The sequence below is a fragment of the Actinomadura sp. 9N215 genome, from assembly GCF_044326345.1.
Taxonomy (GTDB): Bacteria; Actinomycetota; Actinomycetes; order Streptosporangiales; family Streptosporangiaceae; genus Spirillospora.
This window is the reverse complement of sequence record NZ_JBIRBA010000029.1, coordinates 81418-99642: the sequence shown is the minus strand read 5'-3', so window position 1 is coordinate 99642 and position 18225 is coordinate 81418. Positions and strand designations below refer to the sequence as shown.

Annotated in this window: 16 protein-coding genes; 12 read left to right on the top strand and 4 right to left on the bottom strand. The window is 71.5% G+C overall.

What is annotated here, in order from left to right; translation table 11 throughout:
• The first annotated feature begins 22 nt into the window (after window positions 1–22).
• The 3 genes from tmk to ACH34T_RS35915 all read left to right on the top strand — a co-directional run bounded on the left by tmk (window position 23) and on the right by ACH34T_RS35915 (window position 5395).
• Window positions 23–2140, top strand: coding sequence for a dTMP kinase (gene tmk, locus ACH34T_RS35925; protein ID WP_396025431.1), 2118 nt, complete (start codon window positions 23–25; stop codon window positions 2138–2140).
• Window positions 2141–2203: 63 nt separating this feature from the next.
• Window positions 2204–3343: a DNA polymerase III subunit delta' gene (locus tag ACH34T_RS35920; RefSeq protein ID WP_396025430.1), complete on the top strand. Its 1140-nt coding sequence runs from the start codon at window positions 2204–2206 to the stop codon at window positions 3341–3343.
• Window positions 3344–3820: 477 nt separating this feature from the next.
• Window positions 3821–5395, top strand: a complete 1575-nt coding sequence (locus ACH34T_RS35915) for a S8 family peptidase (protein WP_396025429.1) — start codon at window positions 3821–3823, stop codon at window positions 5393–5395.
• Window positions 5396–5622: 227 nt separating this feature from the next.
• On the opposite strand, the gene ACH34T_RS35910 is transcribed toward ACH34T_RS35915, so the two are convergent.
• Window positions 5623–6135, bottom strand: a complete 513-nt coding sequence (locus tag ACH34T_RS35910; protein WP_396025459.1) for a hypothetical protein — start codon at window positions 6133–6135, stop codon at window positions 5623–5625.
• On the opposite strand from ACH34T_RS35910, the gene ACH34T_RS35905 reads away from it, so the two are divergent.
• The 8 genes from ACH34T_RS35905 to ACH34T_RS35870 all read left to right on the top strand — a co-directional run bounded on the left by ACH34T_RS35905 (window position 6110) and on the right by ACH34T_RS35870 (window position 14529).
• Window positions 6110–6598 (top strand): SigE family RNA polymerase sigma factor, encoded by a 489-nt coding sequence (locus tag ACH34T_RS35905; RefSeq protein ID WP_396025428.1) that lies wholly within the window; start codon window positions 6110–6112, stop codon window positions 6596–6598. The genes ACH34T_RS35910 and ACH34T_RS35905 overlap by 26 nt on opposite strands.
• Entirely contained in the window at window positions 6595–7179 is a 585-nt protein-coding gene (locus ACH34T_RS35900; RefSeq protein WP_396025427.1) for a permease-like cell division protein FtsX, read from the top strand. Before ACH34T_RS35905 ends, ACH34T_RS35900 begins: the two co-directional genes overlap by 4 nt.
• Before the next feature lie 7 nt (window positions 7180–7186).
• Complete coding sequence (locus ACH34T_RS35895) at window positions 7187–7669, top strand: low molecular weight protein-tyrosine-phosphatase (RefSeq protein ID WP_396025426.1); 483 nt, start codon at window positions 7187–7189, stop codon at window positions 7667–7669.
• Window positions 7670–7675: 6 nt separating this feature from the next.
• The gene (locus tag ACH34T_RS35890; protein ID WP_396025425.1) at window positions 7676–8566 is read left to right on the top strand and encodes a fructosamine kinase family protein; all 891 of its coding nucleotides are present in this window, start codon (window positions 7676–7678) and stop codon (window positions 8564–8566) included.
• Between the two features lie 723 nt (window positions 8567–9289).
• Entirely contained in the window at window positions 9290–10327 is a 1038-nt protein-coding gene (locus ACH34T_RS35885) for a hypothetical protein (RefSeq protein WP_396025424.1), read from the top strand.
• 65 nt (window positions 10328–10392) lie between these two features.
• A complete protein-coding gene (locus ACH34T_RS35880; protein ID WP_396025458.1) occupies window positions 10393–11250 on the top strand; it encodes a stage 0 sporulation family protein in 858 nt (285 codons plus the stop codon).
• A gap of 661 nt (window positions 11251–11911) precedes the next feature.
• Complete coding sequence (locus ACH34T_RS35875; protein WP_396025423.1) at window positions 11912–13015, top strand: S1 family peptidase; 1104 nt, start codon at window positions 11912–11914, stop codon at window positions 13013–13015.
• Between the two features lie 617 nt (window positions 13016–13632).
• Entirely contained in the window at window positions 13633–14529 is an 897-nt protein-coding gene (locus ACH34T_RS35870) for a GNAT family N-acetyltransferase (RefSeq protein ID WP_396025422.1), read from the top strand.
• Window positions 14530–14682: 153 nt separating this feature from the next.
• On the opposite strand, the gene ACH34T_RS35865 is transcribed toward ACH34T_RS35870, so the two are convergent.
• The 3 genes from ACH34T_RS35865 to ACH34T_RS35855 form a co-directional block, all read right to left on the bottom strand.
• On the bottom strand, window positions 14683–15783 hold the full coding sequence (locus tag ACH34T_RS35865; RefSeq protein WP_396025421.1) for a fatty acid desaturase family protein: 1101 nt from the start codon (window positions 15781–15783) through the stop codon (window positions 14683–14685).
• 12 nt (window positions 15784–15795) lie between these two features.
• Window positions 15796–17148: a ferredoxin reductase gene (locus tag ACH34T_RS35860; protein WP_396025420.1), complete on the bottom strand. Its 1353-nt coding sequence runs from the start codon at window positions 17146–17148 to the stop codon at window positions 15796–15798.
• Between the two features lie 223 nt (window positions 17149–17371).
• Window positions 17372–17686: a hypothetical protein gene (locus tag ACH34T_RS35855; RefSeq protein ID WP_396025419.1), complete on the bottom strand. Its 315-nt coding sequence runs from the start codon at window positions 17684–17686 to the stop codon at window positions 17372–17374.
• A gap of 107 nt (window positions 17687–17793) precedes the next feature.
• Between ACH34T_RS35855 and ACH34T_RS35850 the strand changes: the two genes are divergently transcribed.
• On the top strand, window positions 17794–18087 hold the full coding sequence (locus ACH34T_RS35850; RefSeq protein WP_396025418.1) for an LLM class flavin-dependent oxidoreductase: 294 nt from the start codon (window positions 17794–17796) through the stop codon (window positions 18085–18087).
• Window positions 18088–18225 lie beyond the last annotated feature (138 nt).

Below are 18225 nucleotides of genomic sequence, written 5' to 3'. Positions count from 1 at the left end.
CTACGCCGATACCCTGACCGACATGACCAGAACGGGCGCATCCCGGCCGCACCCCGCAGCGTCGCCGCCGCCGGGCGTTTCGTCTCTTTCGTCGATCGGGCCGTTCCGGCGGCTGCGGTCCGCGCTGTCGCTGTCCGGCCTCGGGCTGTGGCTGTGCGTCCCGGCGCTGACCGCGATGGCCGCGGCGCTGACCCGCGACGACGACGCGGCCGCCCGCGCGCAGGCGGTCGGCGCCGTGCTCGCGCTGATGCTGCTGCCCGCGGTGCTGCTCGCGCCGCTCGCCGGGATGATCGCCGCCCGCGTCGACCGCCGGCTCATGCTGATCATCGCGGACGTGCTGCGGCTGGTGATCCTCGTGACGGTCCCGCTCGTCGGCACGCTGCCGTGGACGATGGCCGCCGCGTTCCTCGTCGCCTTCCTGGGCCTGCTGTGGACGCCGGCGGCGCGCGCCTCGCTGCCCGCGCTCGTCCCGGACGACGAGCGGCGCGCGGGCGCGCACCGGTCGGCGACCCGCGTCGTGTTCGGGCCCGCCCCCGTCGCCGCGCTGCTGTTCGCGGTCATCGCCCTCATCGCCGAGGGGACGCTCGGCCGCGGCTCCCGCGCCGACCTCGCCCCGTACGTGACGGCCGCCGTGTTCCTGGCCGCCGCCGCGCTGGTCGCCGCGATCCGCGAGATCCCGGCGGCGGAGCCCATCCGGGTCACGTCGCCGCTGAAGCTGATCTTCCAGGGACCGGGGACGGCCACCGCGCGCGGTCTCGGCCTGGCCGTCACGGCGGCGTCCCTCGCGGCCTGCGCGGTCGTCTCCGTCGCGCGCGTCCACACCGGTGAGCTGGGCGGCGGCGACGCGGGCTACGGCAGCGTCCTCGCCGGTCTCACGCTGGGCGTCGCGTCCGGGCTGTTCCTCGGGCCGCGCGTGCTCGTCCCGTTCAGCCGCCGCAGGCTCCTCGGCCTCGCCGTCATCGCCGCCGCGGTCACGCTCGGGGTGATCGCGCTCGTCCAGAACCTCGTCGTCGTCGTGTTCGCCACGGGCCTGCTGGGCGTCCTCGCGGGCGCCGCCTGGACGACCGGCGCGGCCGCCGTCCACGACCCGGGCGCCGGCCACGACCCCGGCGCGCGCACCGACCAGGGCGCGCCCGACGGCGTCCGCCCGACCGCCTATCTGCGTTCCGTCGCCGTCGTCACGGCCGTGGTCGCGTTCGCCGCCGTCCCGCTGATCGCCGGGGCGATCGGCTCGCACCGCCTCGACCTCGGCGACAGCGTGTACGACTTCGACGGGACGGGCGCCGCGCTGCTCATCGCCGCCGTCGTGGCCCTGCTCGCGGGCGCCGTCGCGTACAAGCGGCTGGACGACCGGCGCGGCATCCCCCTCCTCCCCGACCTGCGCGCCGCCCTGCACGGCGATGTCTACACGCCACCGGAGCAGGCCGCCGCCGCTGCCGCCGCGCAGCAGCCCGTCCAGCGGCGGCAGCGCGGCGTGTTCGTCGCGTTCGAGGGCGGCGAGGGCGCCGGGAAGACCACCCAGGCGCGGCTCGCCGCGATCTGGCTCCGCGACCACGGCTACGACGTCGTCACCACGCACGAGCCCGGCGCCACCAAGATCGGCATGCGGCTGCGCGCGCTGCTGCTCGACCGCGACACCACCGGACTGTCCGTCCGCGGCGAGACGCTGCTGTACGCCGCCGACCGCGCCGACCACGTCGCCAACGTCATCAAGCCCGCGATGGAGCGGGGCGCCATCGTCGTCAGCGACCGCTACGTCGACTCGTCCCTCGCCTACCAGGGCTTCGGACGGCAGCAGCGGGTCGAGGACATCGCCCGCGTCAACGCCTGGGCCACCGGCGGCCTCGTCCCCGACCTGACCGTCCTGCTGGAGATCCCGCCGCGCACCGGCCTCGACCGGCTGTCCGCCCCCGCCGACCGCATCGAGTCCGAGTCGCACGACTTCCACGAGCGCGTCCGCGCGGGCTTCCGCGCCCTCGCCGAGGCCGACCCGGACCGCTACCTGATCCTGGACGCGAGCCGCCCGCAGGCCGAGCTGAGCCGCGAGATCCAATACCGCATCCGCGAGATCCTCCCCGACCCCGTCCCGGCCGGAACCGAGGACGTCACGAGCACCTTCCCCGTCATCACCGACCTCTGACCCGCCCACCACGGAGTTCCGAGCCGGTCATCGCGGGTCTTCGGCACGGCTAGCCTCTTACCCATGAGCGTCTGGGATGACCTGGTGGGGCAGGAGCCCGTCGTCGCGCAACTGTCGTCGGCCGCCGCCAACGACGGCGACCCGGCCCACGCGTGGCTGTTCACCGGCCCCCCAGGCGCCGGTTACGTCACCGCCGCGCGGGCGTTCGCGGCGGCGTTGCAGTGCACGGAGATCCCGCGCGGCTGCGGTCATTGCGCGTCCTGCCACCAGGTGCTGCAGGGCACGCACGCGGACGTGGAGGTCGTCCGTCCGGAAGGGTTGTCGTTCGGCGTCAGGGAGGCCCGTGCGCTGGTGTTGCGCGCGGGCTCCACGCCGACTGGGAGCCGCTGGCAGATCGTGCTGTTCGAGCAGGCCGAAAGGGCGACCGAGGGCGCCGCGAACGCGTTGCTGAAGTCGATCGAGGAGCCGCCGTCGCGGACGGTGTGGCTGCTGTGCACGCCGTCGCCCGAAGACCTGCCCGTGACCGTCCAGTCGCGCTGCCGGCCGGCGACGCTGCAGACCCCGCCCGTCGACGGCATCGCGGACATGCTCGTCCAGCGGGAAGGGGTGGACCGCGAGACCGCCGAGGTGCTGGCACGGGCCGCGCAGGGGCACATCGGCCGCGCCCGGCGCCTCGCGGCGGACCCGGAGGTGCGCAGGACGCGGGACGAGGTCATGGCGGTTCCGCGTCGTCTGACGGGGGTGAGCGCGGCCGTCGCGGCGGCCGCGATCCTGGTGAAGGCGGCCGAGGCGGAGCGGGACGCGCGGACGGTCGAGCTGGGCGAGTCGGAGCGGACGGCGTTGCGGCAGGCCCTCGGCGAGAGCGCGAAAGGGCGCATGCCGCGCGGGACGGCAGGCGCCCTCACCGATCTGGAGAAGCGGCAGAAGTCACGGGCGACGCGGGTCATGCGCGACGCCCTGGACCGGACGCTGCTCGACCTCGCGTCCTACTACCGCGACGTCCTGACGCTCCAACTCGGGGCGGGCAGCGACCTGGTCAACGTCGACCTCGGGCCCGAGCTGCGGACGGCGGCGGGCAACGGGCGCCCCGAGGTCACCCTCCGCCGGCTCGACGCCATCATGGCCTGCCGGGAGCGGCTGGACGCGAACGTCAACCCTCTGCTGGCGTTCGAGGCGCTCACCCTGGCCTTGCGCACCGGCTGAAGCTCCCGCGGCCCGCCTCTTCGGCATCGTTCTTTGGCCTGCCTCTTCGGGCTGGTTCTTTGACGAGCGGGCGTGGCCGTTGGCGGACGGCGCGGCGGCGCGGCGGCGCGGTGAGGCGGACGGCGCGGTGGAGCGGTGGGGCTGAGGGTTCTCAGGCGTGGCATGTCCCTTTGGCGGAGGTCGGGCGTCTGTGGGTGGAATGGACGTCCGAAACCTTTGTCTTACAGGAGATCTCCCTTTTCGTTATATAACCGTAGGCATCCCTCAATAGGAACATACGTACCTTGCTCCTCGCTTGGGCCCAATCCTCGGGTCTGCTCCCCCACGGCCAGGAGGTCTGCTTTGCGGCGAGCCTTGATTTCCGCCGCGTGCGCCGTCACCACCGTGACGGCACTCGCGTTCCCAGCGTCAGCGGCTCCGAACCCAACGCAGGCCAAGGGTGAGGTTTCGGAGTACGTCGTCCTCTACAAGGAGGGCGTGTCCCCAGGCAAGGCCCAGCGCGCGGTGCGGGCGGCCGGAGGGAAGATCGTCCACGAGAACCGGGACGTGGGCGTCGCGACCGTCCGGTCGGAGAACCCGGAGTTCATCCAGGACGCGATGGACGAGCGGGCCCTGGAAGGCGTCGCGCACAACCGGACCATCGGCCAGGCGCCGAAGACGGCGAAGAAGAAGTCCGAGAAGGTCGAGCGGACGGTCGGCACGAAGAACAGGGTGTCGCTCGGCGGGAAGCCGTCCAAGGACACCGAGCCGCTGGCCGACCTCCAGTGGGACATGAAGCAGATCCACGCGACCGAGGACGGCTCGTACAAGAAGGAGCCAGGCGACAAGCGTGTGCTGGTCGGCGTCCTCGACACCGGCGTGGACGGCGACCATCCCGACATCAAGCCGAACTTCAACCGCAAGCTCAGCCGCAACTTCACCACCGACATCCCGACCGACGCCGACGGCGCCGAGGTCGACGGCCCGTGCGAGTTCACGTCGTGCGTCGACCCCAACGACTGGGACGACAACGACCATGGCACGCACGTCGCGTCCACGATCGCGTCGCCCCGCAACGGCCTCGGCATGTCCGGGGTCGCGCCGAACGTGTCGATCGTCAACCTGCGCGTCGGCCAGGACTCCGGCTACTTCTTCCTCCAGCCGACCGTGGACGGCCTGACGTACGCGGCCAAGAACGGCATCGACGTCGTCAACATGTCCTACTACGTCGACCCGTGGCTCTGGAACTGCGGCGACAACCCTGCCGACAGCCCGCAGGACCAGCTCGAACAGCGCACGATCGTCACGGCCGTGCAGCGCGCGCTGGACTTCGCGCACAAGCGGGACGTCACGCTCGTCGCCGCCGCCGGAAACCACTACGTCGACTACACCAAGACGAACGTGGACGGGACCAGCCCGGACTTCCCGTCTGTCCCCGGCGAGAAGCCGTACGAGCGGACGATCCCGGCGAGCTGCCTGTCGATGCCCGGCGAGGGCGAGAACGTCATCCCGGTGTCCTCGACCGGGCCGAGCACCCGCAAGTCGTACTTCAGCAGCTTCGGCGACGGGTACGTCGCGGTGGCCGCTCCCGGCGGCGACAAGGCCGACACGCCGGACCAGCGTCCGGACGACCGCGCTGGCGTCTGGGCCGCCTATCCCGAGCGCCTCGCGAAGGCCCGCGGCGAGTTGAACCCCGACGGCACGCCGAAGGTGCCGAACATCATCCGCAGCTGCAAGGGCGACGACTGCGCCTACTACCAGTCGATCCAGGGCACCTCGATGGCGTCGCCGCACGCCGTCGGCGTCGCCGCCCTCGTCGTCAGCAAGTACGGGCACCGGGACCGCCACAACGGCGGCCTCACCCTCGACCCGCGCGCCGTCGAATGGGTGCTGCGCGGCACCGCGACCGAGAAGGAATGCCCGAGCCCGCGGACCGTCGAGTACGTCTGGTACACGCTGGAGGACGGCAAGTGGGTGAAGAACACGTCGACGCAGACCTGTGAGGGCTCGAAGGGCCAGAACGGGTTCTTCGGAAGCGGCATCGTGGACGCTTTGAACGCCGTCCAACGCTGACTCCGTCGGTCGCCGACCACGTCGGTCGCCGACCGCGTCTCGTCGGTGCTGTCGAACCGTCTCGTATCGCTAGTGGCCCAGGACCGGGACCGGTCCTGGGCCACTTCGTTAGCCTGGCCTTGTTTCGTTCGCTTCAAATAACTCTGCGACGGAAGCAACCTGTGAGGGCCCACGGCGTCTCTGGGACATGAAAGGTCAACTTCTCGGCAGTGAACGACCCGACCCGCTTACACGATCGTCCCCGTCGCCGACGTCTTCGGCGCCACACGTCTGCGCGGTCCGTAGGCGGAGAATGCGTTTCTTCCCGCGAATGACTCCCTCCCGGAGGTTTCTCGGATGAGCGGGATTGAGACAGTGGCCGCCGAATTCCCGCCGGACCCGGCCGCCGACCCGCCGGTCACCGATACGACGTCCGCGCTCACCAACGCGGCGCCGCCGACCAAAAGCAATGCGCCGTCCACCACCAGCGAAGCGCCGTCCACCACCAGCGCTGCGCCGTCCACCGCCAGCGCTGCGGCGTCCACCGCCAGTGATGCGGCGTCCACCGCCAGCGCTGCGGCGTCTGCCGCCAGTGATGCGCCGTCCACCGCCAGCGATGCGACGTCTGCCGCCAGTGATGCGCCGTCTAACGTCAGCGATGCGGCGTCTATCAGCAGCGATGGGACGTCCGTCGTTAGCGATGCGGCATCGACCATTAGTGGTTCCGCGTTCGCGGTGGGCGATGCGGGGTCGGCGGTCACGGAGCTTTATCGGGGGCATGCGCTCGGCCTGATGCGCCTCGCTCTGATGATGGTCGGTGACCGGGGGACGGCCGAGGACGTCGTCCAGGACGCGTTCACGGGCCTCTACAAGCGGTGGTCGCGCCTGCGGGATCGCGACAAGGCGCTGACGTACGTGAGGTCCGCCGTCCTGAACCGGTCGCGGACGGTGCTGCGGCGGCGAGGGAGGCCGTTCCGCGCCGTCCACCAGCCGCCCGTCTGGTCGGCCGAGGCGGAGGCGATGGTCGCCGAGGACCGGCGGGAGGTCATGGAGGCGCTGCACCGGCTCCCCGTCCGGCAACGGGAGGCCCTTGTCCTGCGCTACTTCTGCGACCTGTCCGCGGAGGAGATCGCCGACGCCATGCGGGTGAGCCGCGGCACGGTCAAGTCGACGACGTCCCGGGCGATCGCCGCGCTGACCCGGATCCTGGAGGAGGAACAGTGAACGAACCGGAAGAGCGCCTGACGGACGCGTTGAAGGACGTCGGAGAGACCGTCCGGTCCGGGGACGTTCCCCCGCCGCCGTTCCCTGACCGGCCGCCGACGACGACGCCCTTCTCGCGCCCGCTGGTCATGGGCGCCATGATCGCCGCGTTCGTCGTGGTCATGGGCGGTGTGGTCGCGGGCGGCTATCTGGCCGTCGACCGGACGTTCGGCGATCGCAACGCCGCGGCGTCCAGCGAGCGCACGGTGTCGGTGTTCCTGTGCACCAAGTCGTCCAGCGCGCAGAAGTGCCGCGGGGGTGACGCGACCGAGCAGCAGAAGCAGGAGATCAAGCGGCGGCTGCAGGCCATGCGGCAGGCGCGGCGGGTCGACTACGAGTCGAAGAAGCAGGCGTACGAGAGGCTCAAGACGGCGCTCGCCGATGACAAGGAGTTGCTGGAGTCGGTCCGCGCGGGCGACGTTCCCGACTCGTTCCGGGTCCAGGTCGCGGACACCGAGGACGCGCGGGCGGTCAAGGCCGCGATCGACGGCGTCCCCGGCGTGGACGCGGTCATCATCGATCATCGTCGGCCTCGGGCATGATGGGGTGATGCCGTACCGCGTCACGTTCGTCTGCACGGGGAACATCTGCCGCTCGCCGATCGCCGAATGGGTCCTGCGCCACCACGTCGAGGACGAGGGCCTCGACGTGGAGGTGGACAGCTCGGGAACCGGCGGCTGGCACGTCGGCGACCAAGCCGACGAGCGGACGGTCGCGGCGCTGCGTCGGGCCGGCTACCGGTCGGCCCACATCGCCAGGCAGTTCGAGCCGGGCTGGTTCGGACGATACGACCTGATCATCGCGCTGGACGAGGGACACCGGCGGGCGCTGTCGTCGATGGCGCCGGACGAGGAGACCCGCGGCAGGATCCGGATGCTGCGCGAGTTCGACCCGGACGCGGCCCCGTCCGACCTCGACGTCCCCGACCCCTACTACGGCGGACGGGCCGACTTCGATCTCGTCCTGGAGCAGGTGGAGGCGGCCGTCCCGGGCGTCCTGGAGGAGATCCGCGCGGCGCTCAAGGAGCGCTGACCGGGGGTGCGGGACCGGCTTGAGCGCCTCCTCGGGACGGGCGTCGACAGCCTCCACGACCTGGGATCCAGCCACTCGTGGACGCTGCACCGCGCGTCCCTGGCCGACGGCCGCGAGGTGTTCGTGAAGGCGGCGTCCGAATCCGCCGTCCGGGACCGCCGCGCGACCGGCGCCGGGGGAGGGGCGTTCGCCGCAGAGGCCGCGGGCCTGCGCTGGCTGGCCGCCGCGCCCTCCGCCCCCGCGGGTCTGGAGGCGCCCGTGCCCGAGGTGGTCGCGCAGGACGAGTACATGCTCGTCCTGCCGTGGCTGCCGTCAGCGTCGCCGACCCCGTCCGCCGCGGACCGGCTCGGACGCGAACTGGCCGCCCTCCACACCGACGCCCGCCCGACCACCTACGGCGCCCCCTGGGACGGCTACATCGCCGACCTCCCCCTCGACAACACACCGGACGATCGGGGCTGGCCCAGCTGGTACGCCGAACGCCGCCTCGAACCGTTCCTCCGGCTGGGCGCCCGGCATCTGTCGTCCGCCGACGTCCGCCTGATCGAACGCGTCATGGCCGACATCGAAACGCTCGCGGGCCCGCCTGAGCCGCCGAGCCGCGTCCACGGCGACCTGTGGTCCGGCAACATCCTCTGGACGGACGGCCGGGCGCTGCTCATCGACCCCGCGACCCACGGCGGCCACCGCGAGACCGACCTAGCCATGATGGCGCTGTTCGGGACACCGCATCTGGAACGTATCCTCGCCGCCTACGACGAGGCCGCACCACTCGCGGACGGCTGGCGCACCCGGATCCCGTTGCACCAGCTGCATCCCCTCCTAGTCCACGTGGCCCTCTTCGGCGGGTCGTACCGTGCGTCCCTGATCGAAGCCGCCCACACAACGCTCACCTGACCCGACGCGCAACCCTCAATAGACGCGGCCCCCGCGTTCAGCAGACATGGCGCCGGCACGCGTCTCTGAAATGGCGCGCCAGGACGTCGCGCTGGCGGCAAGGTGCGCTGGGACGCGGCGCTGGCGTTGCACGCCTGGCGTCGCGCCGTCATGGCCCGCTGGGACGTGGCACTGGCGTCGCCCGCTGGGACGTCGCGCGGGGTTGGTGCACCGGGGCGGCACGCCGGGGCGGTGCGTTGAGGCGTGCTGCTGGGTAGTGCGCTAAAACGCGGCGCTGGCCTGGCACGCCGGGACGCTGCGCTGGCGCGGCACGCCGGGACGTGGCGCTGGGTTGGTGCGCCGGGACGCTGCGCTGGCGCGGTGCGCTGGGACGTGGCGCTGGGTTGGTGCGCCGGGACGCTGCGCTGGCGCGGTGCGCTGGGACGTGGCGCTGGGTTGGTGCGCTGAGGTGGTGCGCCCGGGCGGTGCGTTGGGGCGGTGGGCTGGGACGTGGCGTTGCGATGGGCGCGTTGGGGTGGGGCGTTGGGCGTGGCGTGGGGCTGTGTGGGGCCGGGCGGCGTGGCGCGTGGTTTTGCTTCGATGTGGTAACTCCGCGTTCATGGGTTTTTGTCGCGAAGGAGATGAGGTAGAAACGACGGGCGACACGGACGCGGGGGCGCGTCCGGGGCGGGGGCGCGCAGGTGGGGCGACGGAGCAGCGGAGAGGAAGGTGCGGGACGGCCCGATGGACGGCAGGCGCGAGAATCCACCCTGGCGGGGTCTCATCCCCGTCGCCGTCGCCGCGGCGGCGGCGCTGTTCATCGGCGGTGGCATGGACGTGGTGCATCGTCACCAGCGCGCCGGCGAGAAGAAGCATGAGGCGGCGCCGGCCGCCGAGTCCAAGAAGACCGAGCCCCGGGTCGTCGTCGGCGTCGCCGAATCGGGTACGGCGCTCATCGTTCGCGACGTCCGCACCGGCGCCGACGTGGGGCTGCCCGTCGCCGCGCCGCAGGGCCGCCGCTTCCACCGCGTCGCGGCGCTGAAGGACGGCTCGTACGTCGTCGCGTCCTACGCCGACCGCCAGGTGACGTTCCATCGCCTCACGCTCCAGGAGAACGGGCGTCCCAAGGACCTGAAGGACATGCCGAAGGCCGCCGTGCCCGGCGTGTCCACCTCGTGGTCGGACCTGGCCGTCAGTCCGGACGGCGACCGCATCGCCTACGTCACCTACCAGCGCGCCCGCAGCCGGGTGGACGTCGTCTCCGCGCGCACCGGTGTCCACAAGGTGTGGACGACCAAATTGCCCGCCCGCGTCGGCAGCCTTTCCTGGTCGGGTGCGACGCTCTCGTTCGTCTGGAGTCCGGTCCGGTCCGCAGGCGCGCGCGCGGGAGCGGGCGTGGTCGCGGGAGCCCGAGGGGGCTCCGGCGGGGGAGCGTCCGCCGAGGTCAAGCACCAGCTCCGCACGCTCAACACCGGCGGCGCCGCGGGCGACCTGAAGCTGAGCAAGGCCGTCCTGACCCTTCCCCAGGGCAGCTCCACGGCGATCCTGAGCCCCGACGGCAAGACCGTCTTCGTCGGCACCGTGAAGAACTCCCACATGTCCCTGCAGGCGTACAGCGTGGCCGGGAAACCCACCAAGGTCCTGTGGCGCCAGAAAGTGGCGGACGAACTGACCAGCCTCGACACCTCGCACCGAGGCAAGGCCCTCCTGGCGACCGCCGGGGACCTCTACACGGCGGACGTCGCCGTCCCCGGACGGGATCTCGCCGACGCCGCCTGGTGAGACCCGGTTCCGGACGGCCTACAGTGGGTCGCACGGAATCGGGCGAACGGAGCGAAACCGTGGGCATGGTGATGGCAGTCAGCTTCACCCGTTACGGCAGGCTCTATTACCTCGACCCCGGCGCGCACAGTCCGAAGGTCGGCGACAAGGTCCTCGTCCCCACCGATTCCGGGCCCGAGGTGGCCGAATGCGTCTGGGCGCCCCAGTGGGTGTCCGAGGACATCGGCGGCCTCCCCGAATGCGCCGGCCCCGCCACCGACGAGCACCTGGCCCGCGACGAGACCAACCGCCGCCGCCGCGCCGAGGGCCGCTCGATCGCCAAGCGCCTCATCCGCAAGCACGAGCTCCCCATGAAGGTCATCGGCGTCGACTACCTCGACACCGACAACGTCTTCAAGATCTACTTCACCGCCCCGCACCGCGTCGACTTCCGGGCCCTCGTCCGCGACCTGGCCCGCGGCATCAAGGCCCGCGTCGAGCTCCGCCAGGTCGGCCCCCGCGACGAGGCCCGCCTCCAGGGCGGCATCGGACCCTGCGGCCGTGACCTGTGCTGCGCAACCTTTCTCAAGGACTTCGAGCCCGTGTCCGTTCGTATGGCGAAGGAACAGGACCTTCCCGTCAACCCGCTCCGCATAGCCGGCGCGTGCGGGCGCCTGATGTGCTGCCTCAAATACGAGCATCCGCTTTACGTCCAGGCCCACGAAAGAATGCCCGCCCTGGGCTCTCGAGTGGACACCCCTAACGGTCCCGGTCAGGTCGTTGGACGTAACGTTCCGTCAGACAAGGTCACCGTCCGGCTCACCAGCGGAGGCCGCTGCTCCTGCCCCTCCGCGTCGGTCTGCTCTCCCCGCCAGCAACACGACGCCCTGTACGACCCCCCGCACCCCGACGACGACGCCCCCCCGCCCCCCGACCACGCCTGACCGGCCCCCGACAGCGACCGCCCGGCGCTCGACGGCGATTGCCCGGCCTCCGACCACGACCGTCCGGCGTCCGACGGCGACTGATCGGCCCCCGACGGCGACCGCCCGGCGCTCGACGGCGATTGCCCGGCCTTCGGCCACGACCGTCCGGCGTCCGACGGCGACTGATCGGCCCCCGACGGCGACCGCCCGGCGCTCGACGGCGATTGCCCGGCCTTCGGCCACGACCGTCCGGCGCTCGACCACGACTGACCGGCGTCCGACAACGATCGTTTGGCCGCTGACGACGACCGCCCGGCCGCTGACGACGGCCGCCCAGCGCCCGATGGCGACCGACCGGCCGCTGACGACGACTGACCGGCCTGCCCGAACCGACCTCAGCCGTAGCGGGCCGAACCGCGACCCGGAGGGCGGAAAACAATCCCCGCGCTTACGCTCGGTGACGCGATAGGGCGCAAAATGTGCGCTTTTGCAGGTCGATCCCTAACTCGTCATCGGCCGGTGTTCATCGATCTCACTGGCCTTCGCCTGGCATTTGATATACGGCCACCGGAATCCTTGGCAGTTTCAACCCTTGTGAAGGATGCCGTCCTTTCTGCACTATTCCGAGAAACCGTCATCCTGGGCCGACCCCCCTCACCCGCCAACCCCAGGAGGCCCCGTGAGACCCGTCCCCCTGATCATGCTTGTCAGCGGCACGGCCATCGTCGTCGCCACGGCTCCCTACATGATCACCCAGGCTCCCGACTCCGTGTCCGCCCCCGCCCCGGTCCCGGCTCCCGCCCCCGAGGTCGATCCCCTTCCCGACGCTGAGCCGGTTCCGGAAACCGACTCCGTGAACGAAGCCGCGCGCGGCGGTGCCGCCGCCCACGCCTCCGGGGCCGCCCCGGCCCGCGGCCGCGACGGTGCCGACGGTCGCCGGCGCGGCGCCGCACCCGGTCGCGCGGCCGCCCCTGCCCCCGGGGCCGCGGCTCCGCGTGCCGCCGCTGCCGCGCCCGGCCACGGCTCGAAGTCCAAGCCCGGCTCGAAGACCCGACCCGGCTCGGGCTCCAGGCCCGGTCGCGTCCCCGCCCCCGACCCCGGGCCGCCCGACGACCCCGGGACGGGCCCCGGCTCCGGCCCTGGCGCCCCCGATCCGGGCCAGGACCCCGACCCCGGGACGGACTTCCCCAGCAGCCTCTTCGGTGCACCGGACCCCGAGGGCGGAGAGACGATCTTCGCGCGCCCCGGCGGCGTCCGCTGCACCCTGGGCTTCAACGTGCGCAAGTCCGACACCTACTACTTCCTCACCACGGGCGCCTGCGCCGAAGTAGGGCTGAAGATCTACGCCGATCCGGGGCTGAAGATCGAACTCGGCACCGTCGTCGCGGTCACGAACTCCTTCACCGGCCTCGCGCGCTATGTCCAGCCTCACGTGGAGAGGCCGGGCAGCGTGCGCACGTCCACGGGGTCCGTGGACATCACGGCGGCCAGCAGCCCGGAGGTCACCCAGCGGACCTGCCGCACCAGCCCCGTCACCGGCACGCACTGCGGCATCGTGACGGGGGTCAACGAGAGCGTGAGCTTCCCCGAGGGGACGATCAAGGGTCTGGCGAGGACGTCCATCTGCAAGGAGCCCGGCGACACTCCCGGCGCTCCCTACCTGTCCGGCACCTTCGCACTCGGCTTGGGAATCGGCGCCTCCGGCAACTGCAACAACGGCGGATCGTCCTACTTCCAGCCGGTCGACGAAGCCCTCAAGGCCTTCGGCGTCGACGTCTACTAACACCACCCTCCGCCAACCAAACCAGCCCCCGGCGCGCGGACTCCGCACCCATGGCGCGCGAACTCCGCACCCGGGCACAGGTGGGGTGGACGCCGCGCCTGGCCCCCGGCGGACGGCCGTGCTAGGACCTCGGCGGGCGGACGCCGCGCCCGGGCGCTGGGGGTGAGGACGCACCAGGGCGCCGGTGAGGCAGACCCTGTCCCAGGGCGCCGCCGTCTGGCCCGCGCTAGGACGCCGGTGGAGTGGACGTTGTGCCAGGGCGTCGCGGTCTGGTCCGCGCCTGGGTGCCGGTGGGGTGGACGCTGTGCGAGGGCGTTGGTGGGTGGACGTGGTGCCAGGGCGTCGCCGTCTGGCCCGCGCTAGGGCGCCGGTGGAGCGGATGCTGCGCTGGACCTTGGTGGAGTGGACGCTGCGCCGGGATGCCGGTGGGGGACGCCGTGACAGGGCACCGTCTGATGGAGGCTGCGCCAATGCGCCGGTGGGGGGAGGCTGCGGCAGGGCGTCGGCAGGGCGACGCACGATTCGGCTTTCGACCCCGGCAGTGATGGCGGTGGCGGGGCCAGGAAGGGCGCAAAATTCGGTTGTGCGGCGAGATGACGCCGATCTAGCGTCCGACCATGGATTCACCGGTGCCGGACGGCCCCGTGCGGCTGCTCGGAATCAACGACCTCCCCGCCTGCCAGCGCCTCGCCGAAGACCGCGACTGGGGACGCGAAGACCACAAATGGCGGTTCCTGTTCTCGGTCGGCGATGTCTACGGTATCGACGACGGGAACGGTGAACTCGCCGGCACGGTGATTTCGACGCCGTACGGCAAGGACGTCGCCGCGATCAGCATGGTGCTCGTCGCCAAGCGCTACGAACGACGCGGGCTCGGCGGACGGCTGATGCGTCACGCGATGGACAACGCGCGCACGGTGAGCCTCTGCCTGACAGCCACCGAATACGGACGTCCACTGTACGAGCGTCTGGGATTTCGGTCCGTGGGCCTCTGCACGGCGTATAAGGGTGTGGCCGAGGGGTTGTCCAAGCGGGGAGTCTCCGTCCCTGCGGAGGCGAGCGACATGCCAGCCGTCCATGCGCTCGACACCGAGGTCTTCGGCGCCGACCGCTCGGAGCTGGTCAAGGGCCTCCCGTCCTTCTGCGAATCGTTCCGCGTCGTCCGAACCAGCCCCGGGCCTGCCCCCGCCCCTGCCCCCGCTTCCGCCCCCGCCCCCGGTTCCGGCCCAGGTGTCGGGATTGCGGGCTTTGGAGGGGTGTGGAGGAATGAGGACTGGGCACTGGTCGGCCCGGTCATCGCGCAGGACACCGAAACAGCCCTCACGCTCGTGGACGAAGTCATCCCGCCGGGCCCGGTACGGCTCGACGTCGATCACCGGCACCCGGAACTGATCGCCTGGGCCGAAGCGCACGGCCTGCGCCCCGCCTTCACCACCACGGTCATGGAATACGGCGCCCCCATCAGCAACGACCCGTCCCGCCTCTACGTCCCCGTGGCCCAAGCCCTCGGCTGACGCCCGCCCCTACCAGGTGCCCCAGACCCTCGGCCGACGCCCCCGGTGTCCCAGACTCCCGGCGTCCCAGACTCCCGGCTGACGACCCGCCTTTGCGGCCCGGGGAGGGGGCGAGTCATCGGCTGACGTTCGGGCTCAGCGAACCGAGTGGAGCTAGGCGGTCGCCTTCTTGGGTGGAAGGGCGTAGCGGAAGATCTTCTTCCAGGTGCTGGTGACCTGCTTGGACAGCGAGCCCGTGTGGTACGGCAGGCCGTACCGCTCGCACAGGGCCCGGACGCGCGGAGCGATCTCCGCGTACCGGTTGCTCGGCATGTCGGGGAACAGATGGTGCTCGATCTGATGGCTGAGGTTGCCGGTCATCAAATGGAACAGGCTCCCGCCGGTGATGTTGCCCGAGCCGAGAAGCTGCCGGACATACCATTCGCCCTTCGTCTCGCCGTCCAGCCGCTCCTCCCCGAACACCTCGATGTCGCCGGGGAAGTGCCCGCAGAAGATGACCGTGTGCGCCCAGACGTTCCGCACGATGTTGGCGGTGAAGTTCGCGGCCAGCGTGGAGACGAACTGCGGGCCGCTGAGCAGCGGGAACGCCAGATAGTCCTTGCCCCACTGGCGGACGACCTTGCGTCCGATCGCGCGCAGCTTGGCCTTCGTCACCTCCGGGTCGTGCGTGCCGTCCTGGATCTCCTCGACCTCCAGGTCGTGCATCGCGACCCCGTACTCGAAGAACATCGCCAGCAGCACGTTGTAGAGCGGCTGCGCGATGTGCGCGCGGCTCCACTCCTGCTCCGGCGCGACGCGCAGCAGCCCGTAACCGACGTCCCTGTCCTTGCCGAGAATGTTGGTGAACGTGTGGTGGACGTAGTTGTGCGTGCGCTTCCACTGGTCGGACGGGGACACGTTGTCCCACTCCCAGGTCGTCGAATGGATCTTCGGGTCGCGCATCCAGTCCCACTGGCCGTGCATGACGTTGTGCCCGATCTCCATGTTCTCCAGGATCTTCGCGACGGCCAGCGTCGCGGTCCCGGCGATCCAGGCGGGCGGCAGCGAGGACGCCATCAGCAGCGTCCGGCCGCCGATCTCCAGGCCGCGCTGCCAGCGGATGACCCGGTGGATGTAGGACGCGTCGCGCTCACCGAGCCCGCCGATGATCTCGTCGCGGAGCGCGTCCAACTCGCGGGCGATGGCGTCGTAGTCGGCGGCCTTGAGGTGTCCCGTCGTGGTGGACGCGGCAGGGGTCGTGGTCGTGGCGGTCATCGTCGTGCTCCTTCAGAGTTCGATTTCCACGGGCCCGGCGGCGGCCGAGACACAGGTCTGGACGATGTCGCCCTCTTCTCCGTGCACCTCTCCGGTGCGCAGGTCCCGGACTTGGCCGGAGCAGAGGCGGCCGACGCAGCTGTGGCAGATTCCCATCCGGCATCCACTCGGCAGCAGCGCACCGGCGTCCTCTCCGGCCACGAGCAGCGGCGTGTCGCCGTCCGCATCGACCTCGACGCCGCTCCTGACGAACATCACACGCCCCCCACCGGCGCCTTGCCCGCCCCCAGCCCTTATCCCGTCTCCGCCACTCGCCCCGCCGCCGCCCCCTGTCCTGCCGCCGACACCTGTTCCGTCACCGGCCCTTGTTCCGTCACCGGCCCTTGTTCCGTCACCGGTCCTAGTTCCGTCACCGGTCCTTGATCCGTCACCGGTGCGCCCTGTTCCGTCGCCGGTGGGGCCTGTTCCGTCGCCGGTGGGGCCTGTTCCGTCGCCGATGGGGCCTGTTCCGTCGCTGGGGTTTGTTCTACGTCGGGTGCTTGTCCGGGTGCTGTTCAGGGTCGTCTGGAAACGTTCGATGCGCAGCCTGTCCCCGGCTCCGGCGGCGTGCCAGTGTGCGGCGAGGTCGTCCAGCATCTCTCCGGGGCCGCAGGCCCAGGCGTCCCGCTCCGCCCAATCGGGGCAGATGCCGGGCAGGTCGGACGGCTTGAGGCGTCCGTCCGCCGCCGTGTGCCGTTCATGCAGACGCAGCCGCCCCATCGCCCGGAGCTCGGCGCCGAAGATGACGTCGCCGGCCGTCCGGTCCGAGTGGACGAGCACGACGTCGGACGCGCCGCCGAGCTGCCGCAGCATGGCCATGACCGGCGTGATCCCGCTCCCCGCCGTCACGAACAGCAGCTTGCGGGGGACGTCCGGGGGCAGCACGAAGTCGCCGTCCGCCGCACCGAGCCGGACGATCGCGCCAGGCCGGACACTTCTGACCAGGTGCGCGGAGACAAAACCGCCCGGCGCGGCCTTGACCGTGATGGTGATCCGCCCGTCCCGCCGCGGCGGGGACGACAGCGAGAACGTCCGCCAATGCCGGACACCGCCCACGTCCACGCCGACCTTGGCCCACTGCCCCGGCCGATGCCCCCGCCACGCTCTCCCCGGCTTGATCACCAGAGTCGCCGCGCCCGGCGCCTCATGCCGGACGGCCTCGACCCGTCCCCGAAGATCCGCCGCGGACCACAGCGGGTTCAGCAGCCCGAGATAGTCCTCCGGCAGGAGCGGCGTCGTCAGGTGACGGACGGCCGCCTCGATGCCCCGGCGTGTCGCACGAGGCGTCGCGGCGGAGCGGCCCGGGCGTCGCGATGCGGTGGCCAAAGGTTCCTCCCGATGGCGGCGCTAACTTACGATTGCGTAACCTACGGAGCCGTAAGGAGGTGTTCAAGACCTCCGACCGGAAACGCGACAGGCATCACACCATCGCGCGATGTCCCATCCGACGCTGTAACCCGCGTCACCAGCGCTCCGCCACCCTCTCAGCGCCATCGGCCATGGGCCGCCGGCCACCTGAGCAGCCGATTCGGGCCCGACAATTCAGCCCTTATGCGTCGCCCGGACGGCATCGGCAAGGGCACGGAACCGCAGTAGGCATGGCCGGGACGGGAATCTGCGCATACCCGATCAGCAGGGCCGGGACGCCAGCGCTCGGTGGGATCCAGAAATCGCGCATCGTCCTCAGGACGATCCCCCGGCGGCGGCCCTGGTCGAGGATGGCCTGTCCGTCGTAGTCCTCGGGCAGCTCGACGGTGGCGTGCAGCCCGGCGGCGATGCCCCGGACCGCGGCCTCGGACCGCGGCCTCGGACCGCGGCCTCGGACCGCGGCCTTGGGCAGCGCGTGGGCCAGCTCGTCGAGCACGAGATCGCGGCGGTGGCGGTACCGAGCGCGCAGGCGGCGCAGGTGACGGTCGAGCTCGCCCCGAGCGACGAAGCCGGCGAACGCGCGACGACCGGCTGTGCGGTCAGATGCTGGACGAGGTGCTGGACGTCCTCATCACCGCCTGGACAGGCGAGCCGGTGCACCACCGCGGCGAGCACTACACCGTCGACGGGATTCGGTTCCTTCCCCGTCCGGTTCAGCGACCACGGGTGCCGGTGTGGGTCGCCGGCTACCCAGGACGGATCAGGCCCCTACGCCGAGCCGCCCGCCACGACGGGTTCTTCCCCCTCGACCTCGAACACCCCGACCAGCTCGCCGAGATCGTCGTGACGCTCACTGACCTGCGGGGCCCGCGACGACGCCGTACGACATCGCCGTAGCCCTCACACCCGGCACCGCCCCCGAGCCGTACGTCGCGGCGGGCGCCACCTGGTGGATGACGTACTTTCCCGCAGAGATCACTCATGACCTGGTGCGGGGCGTCCTGCACGACGGCCCCTACAAGACGAAGGACCATC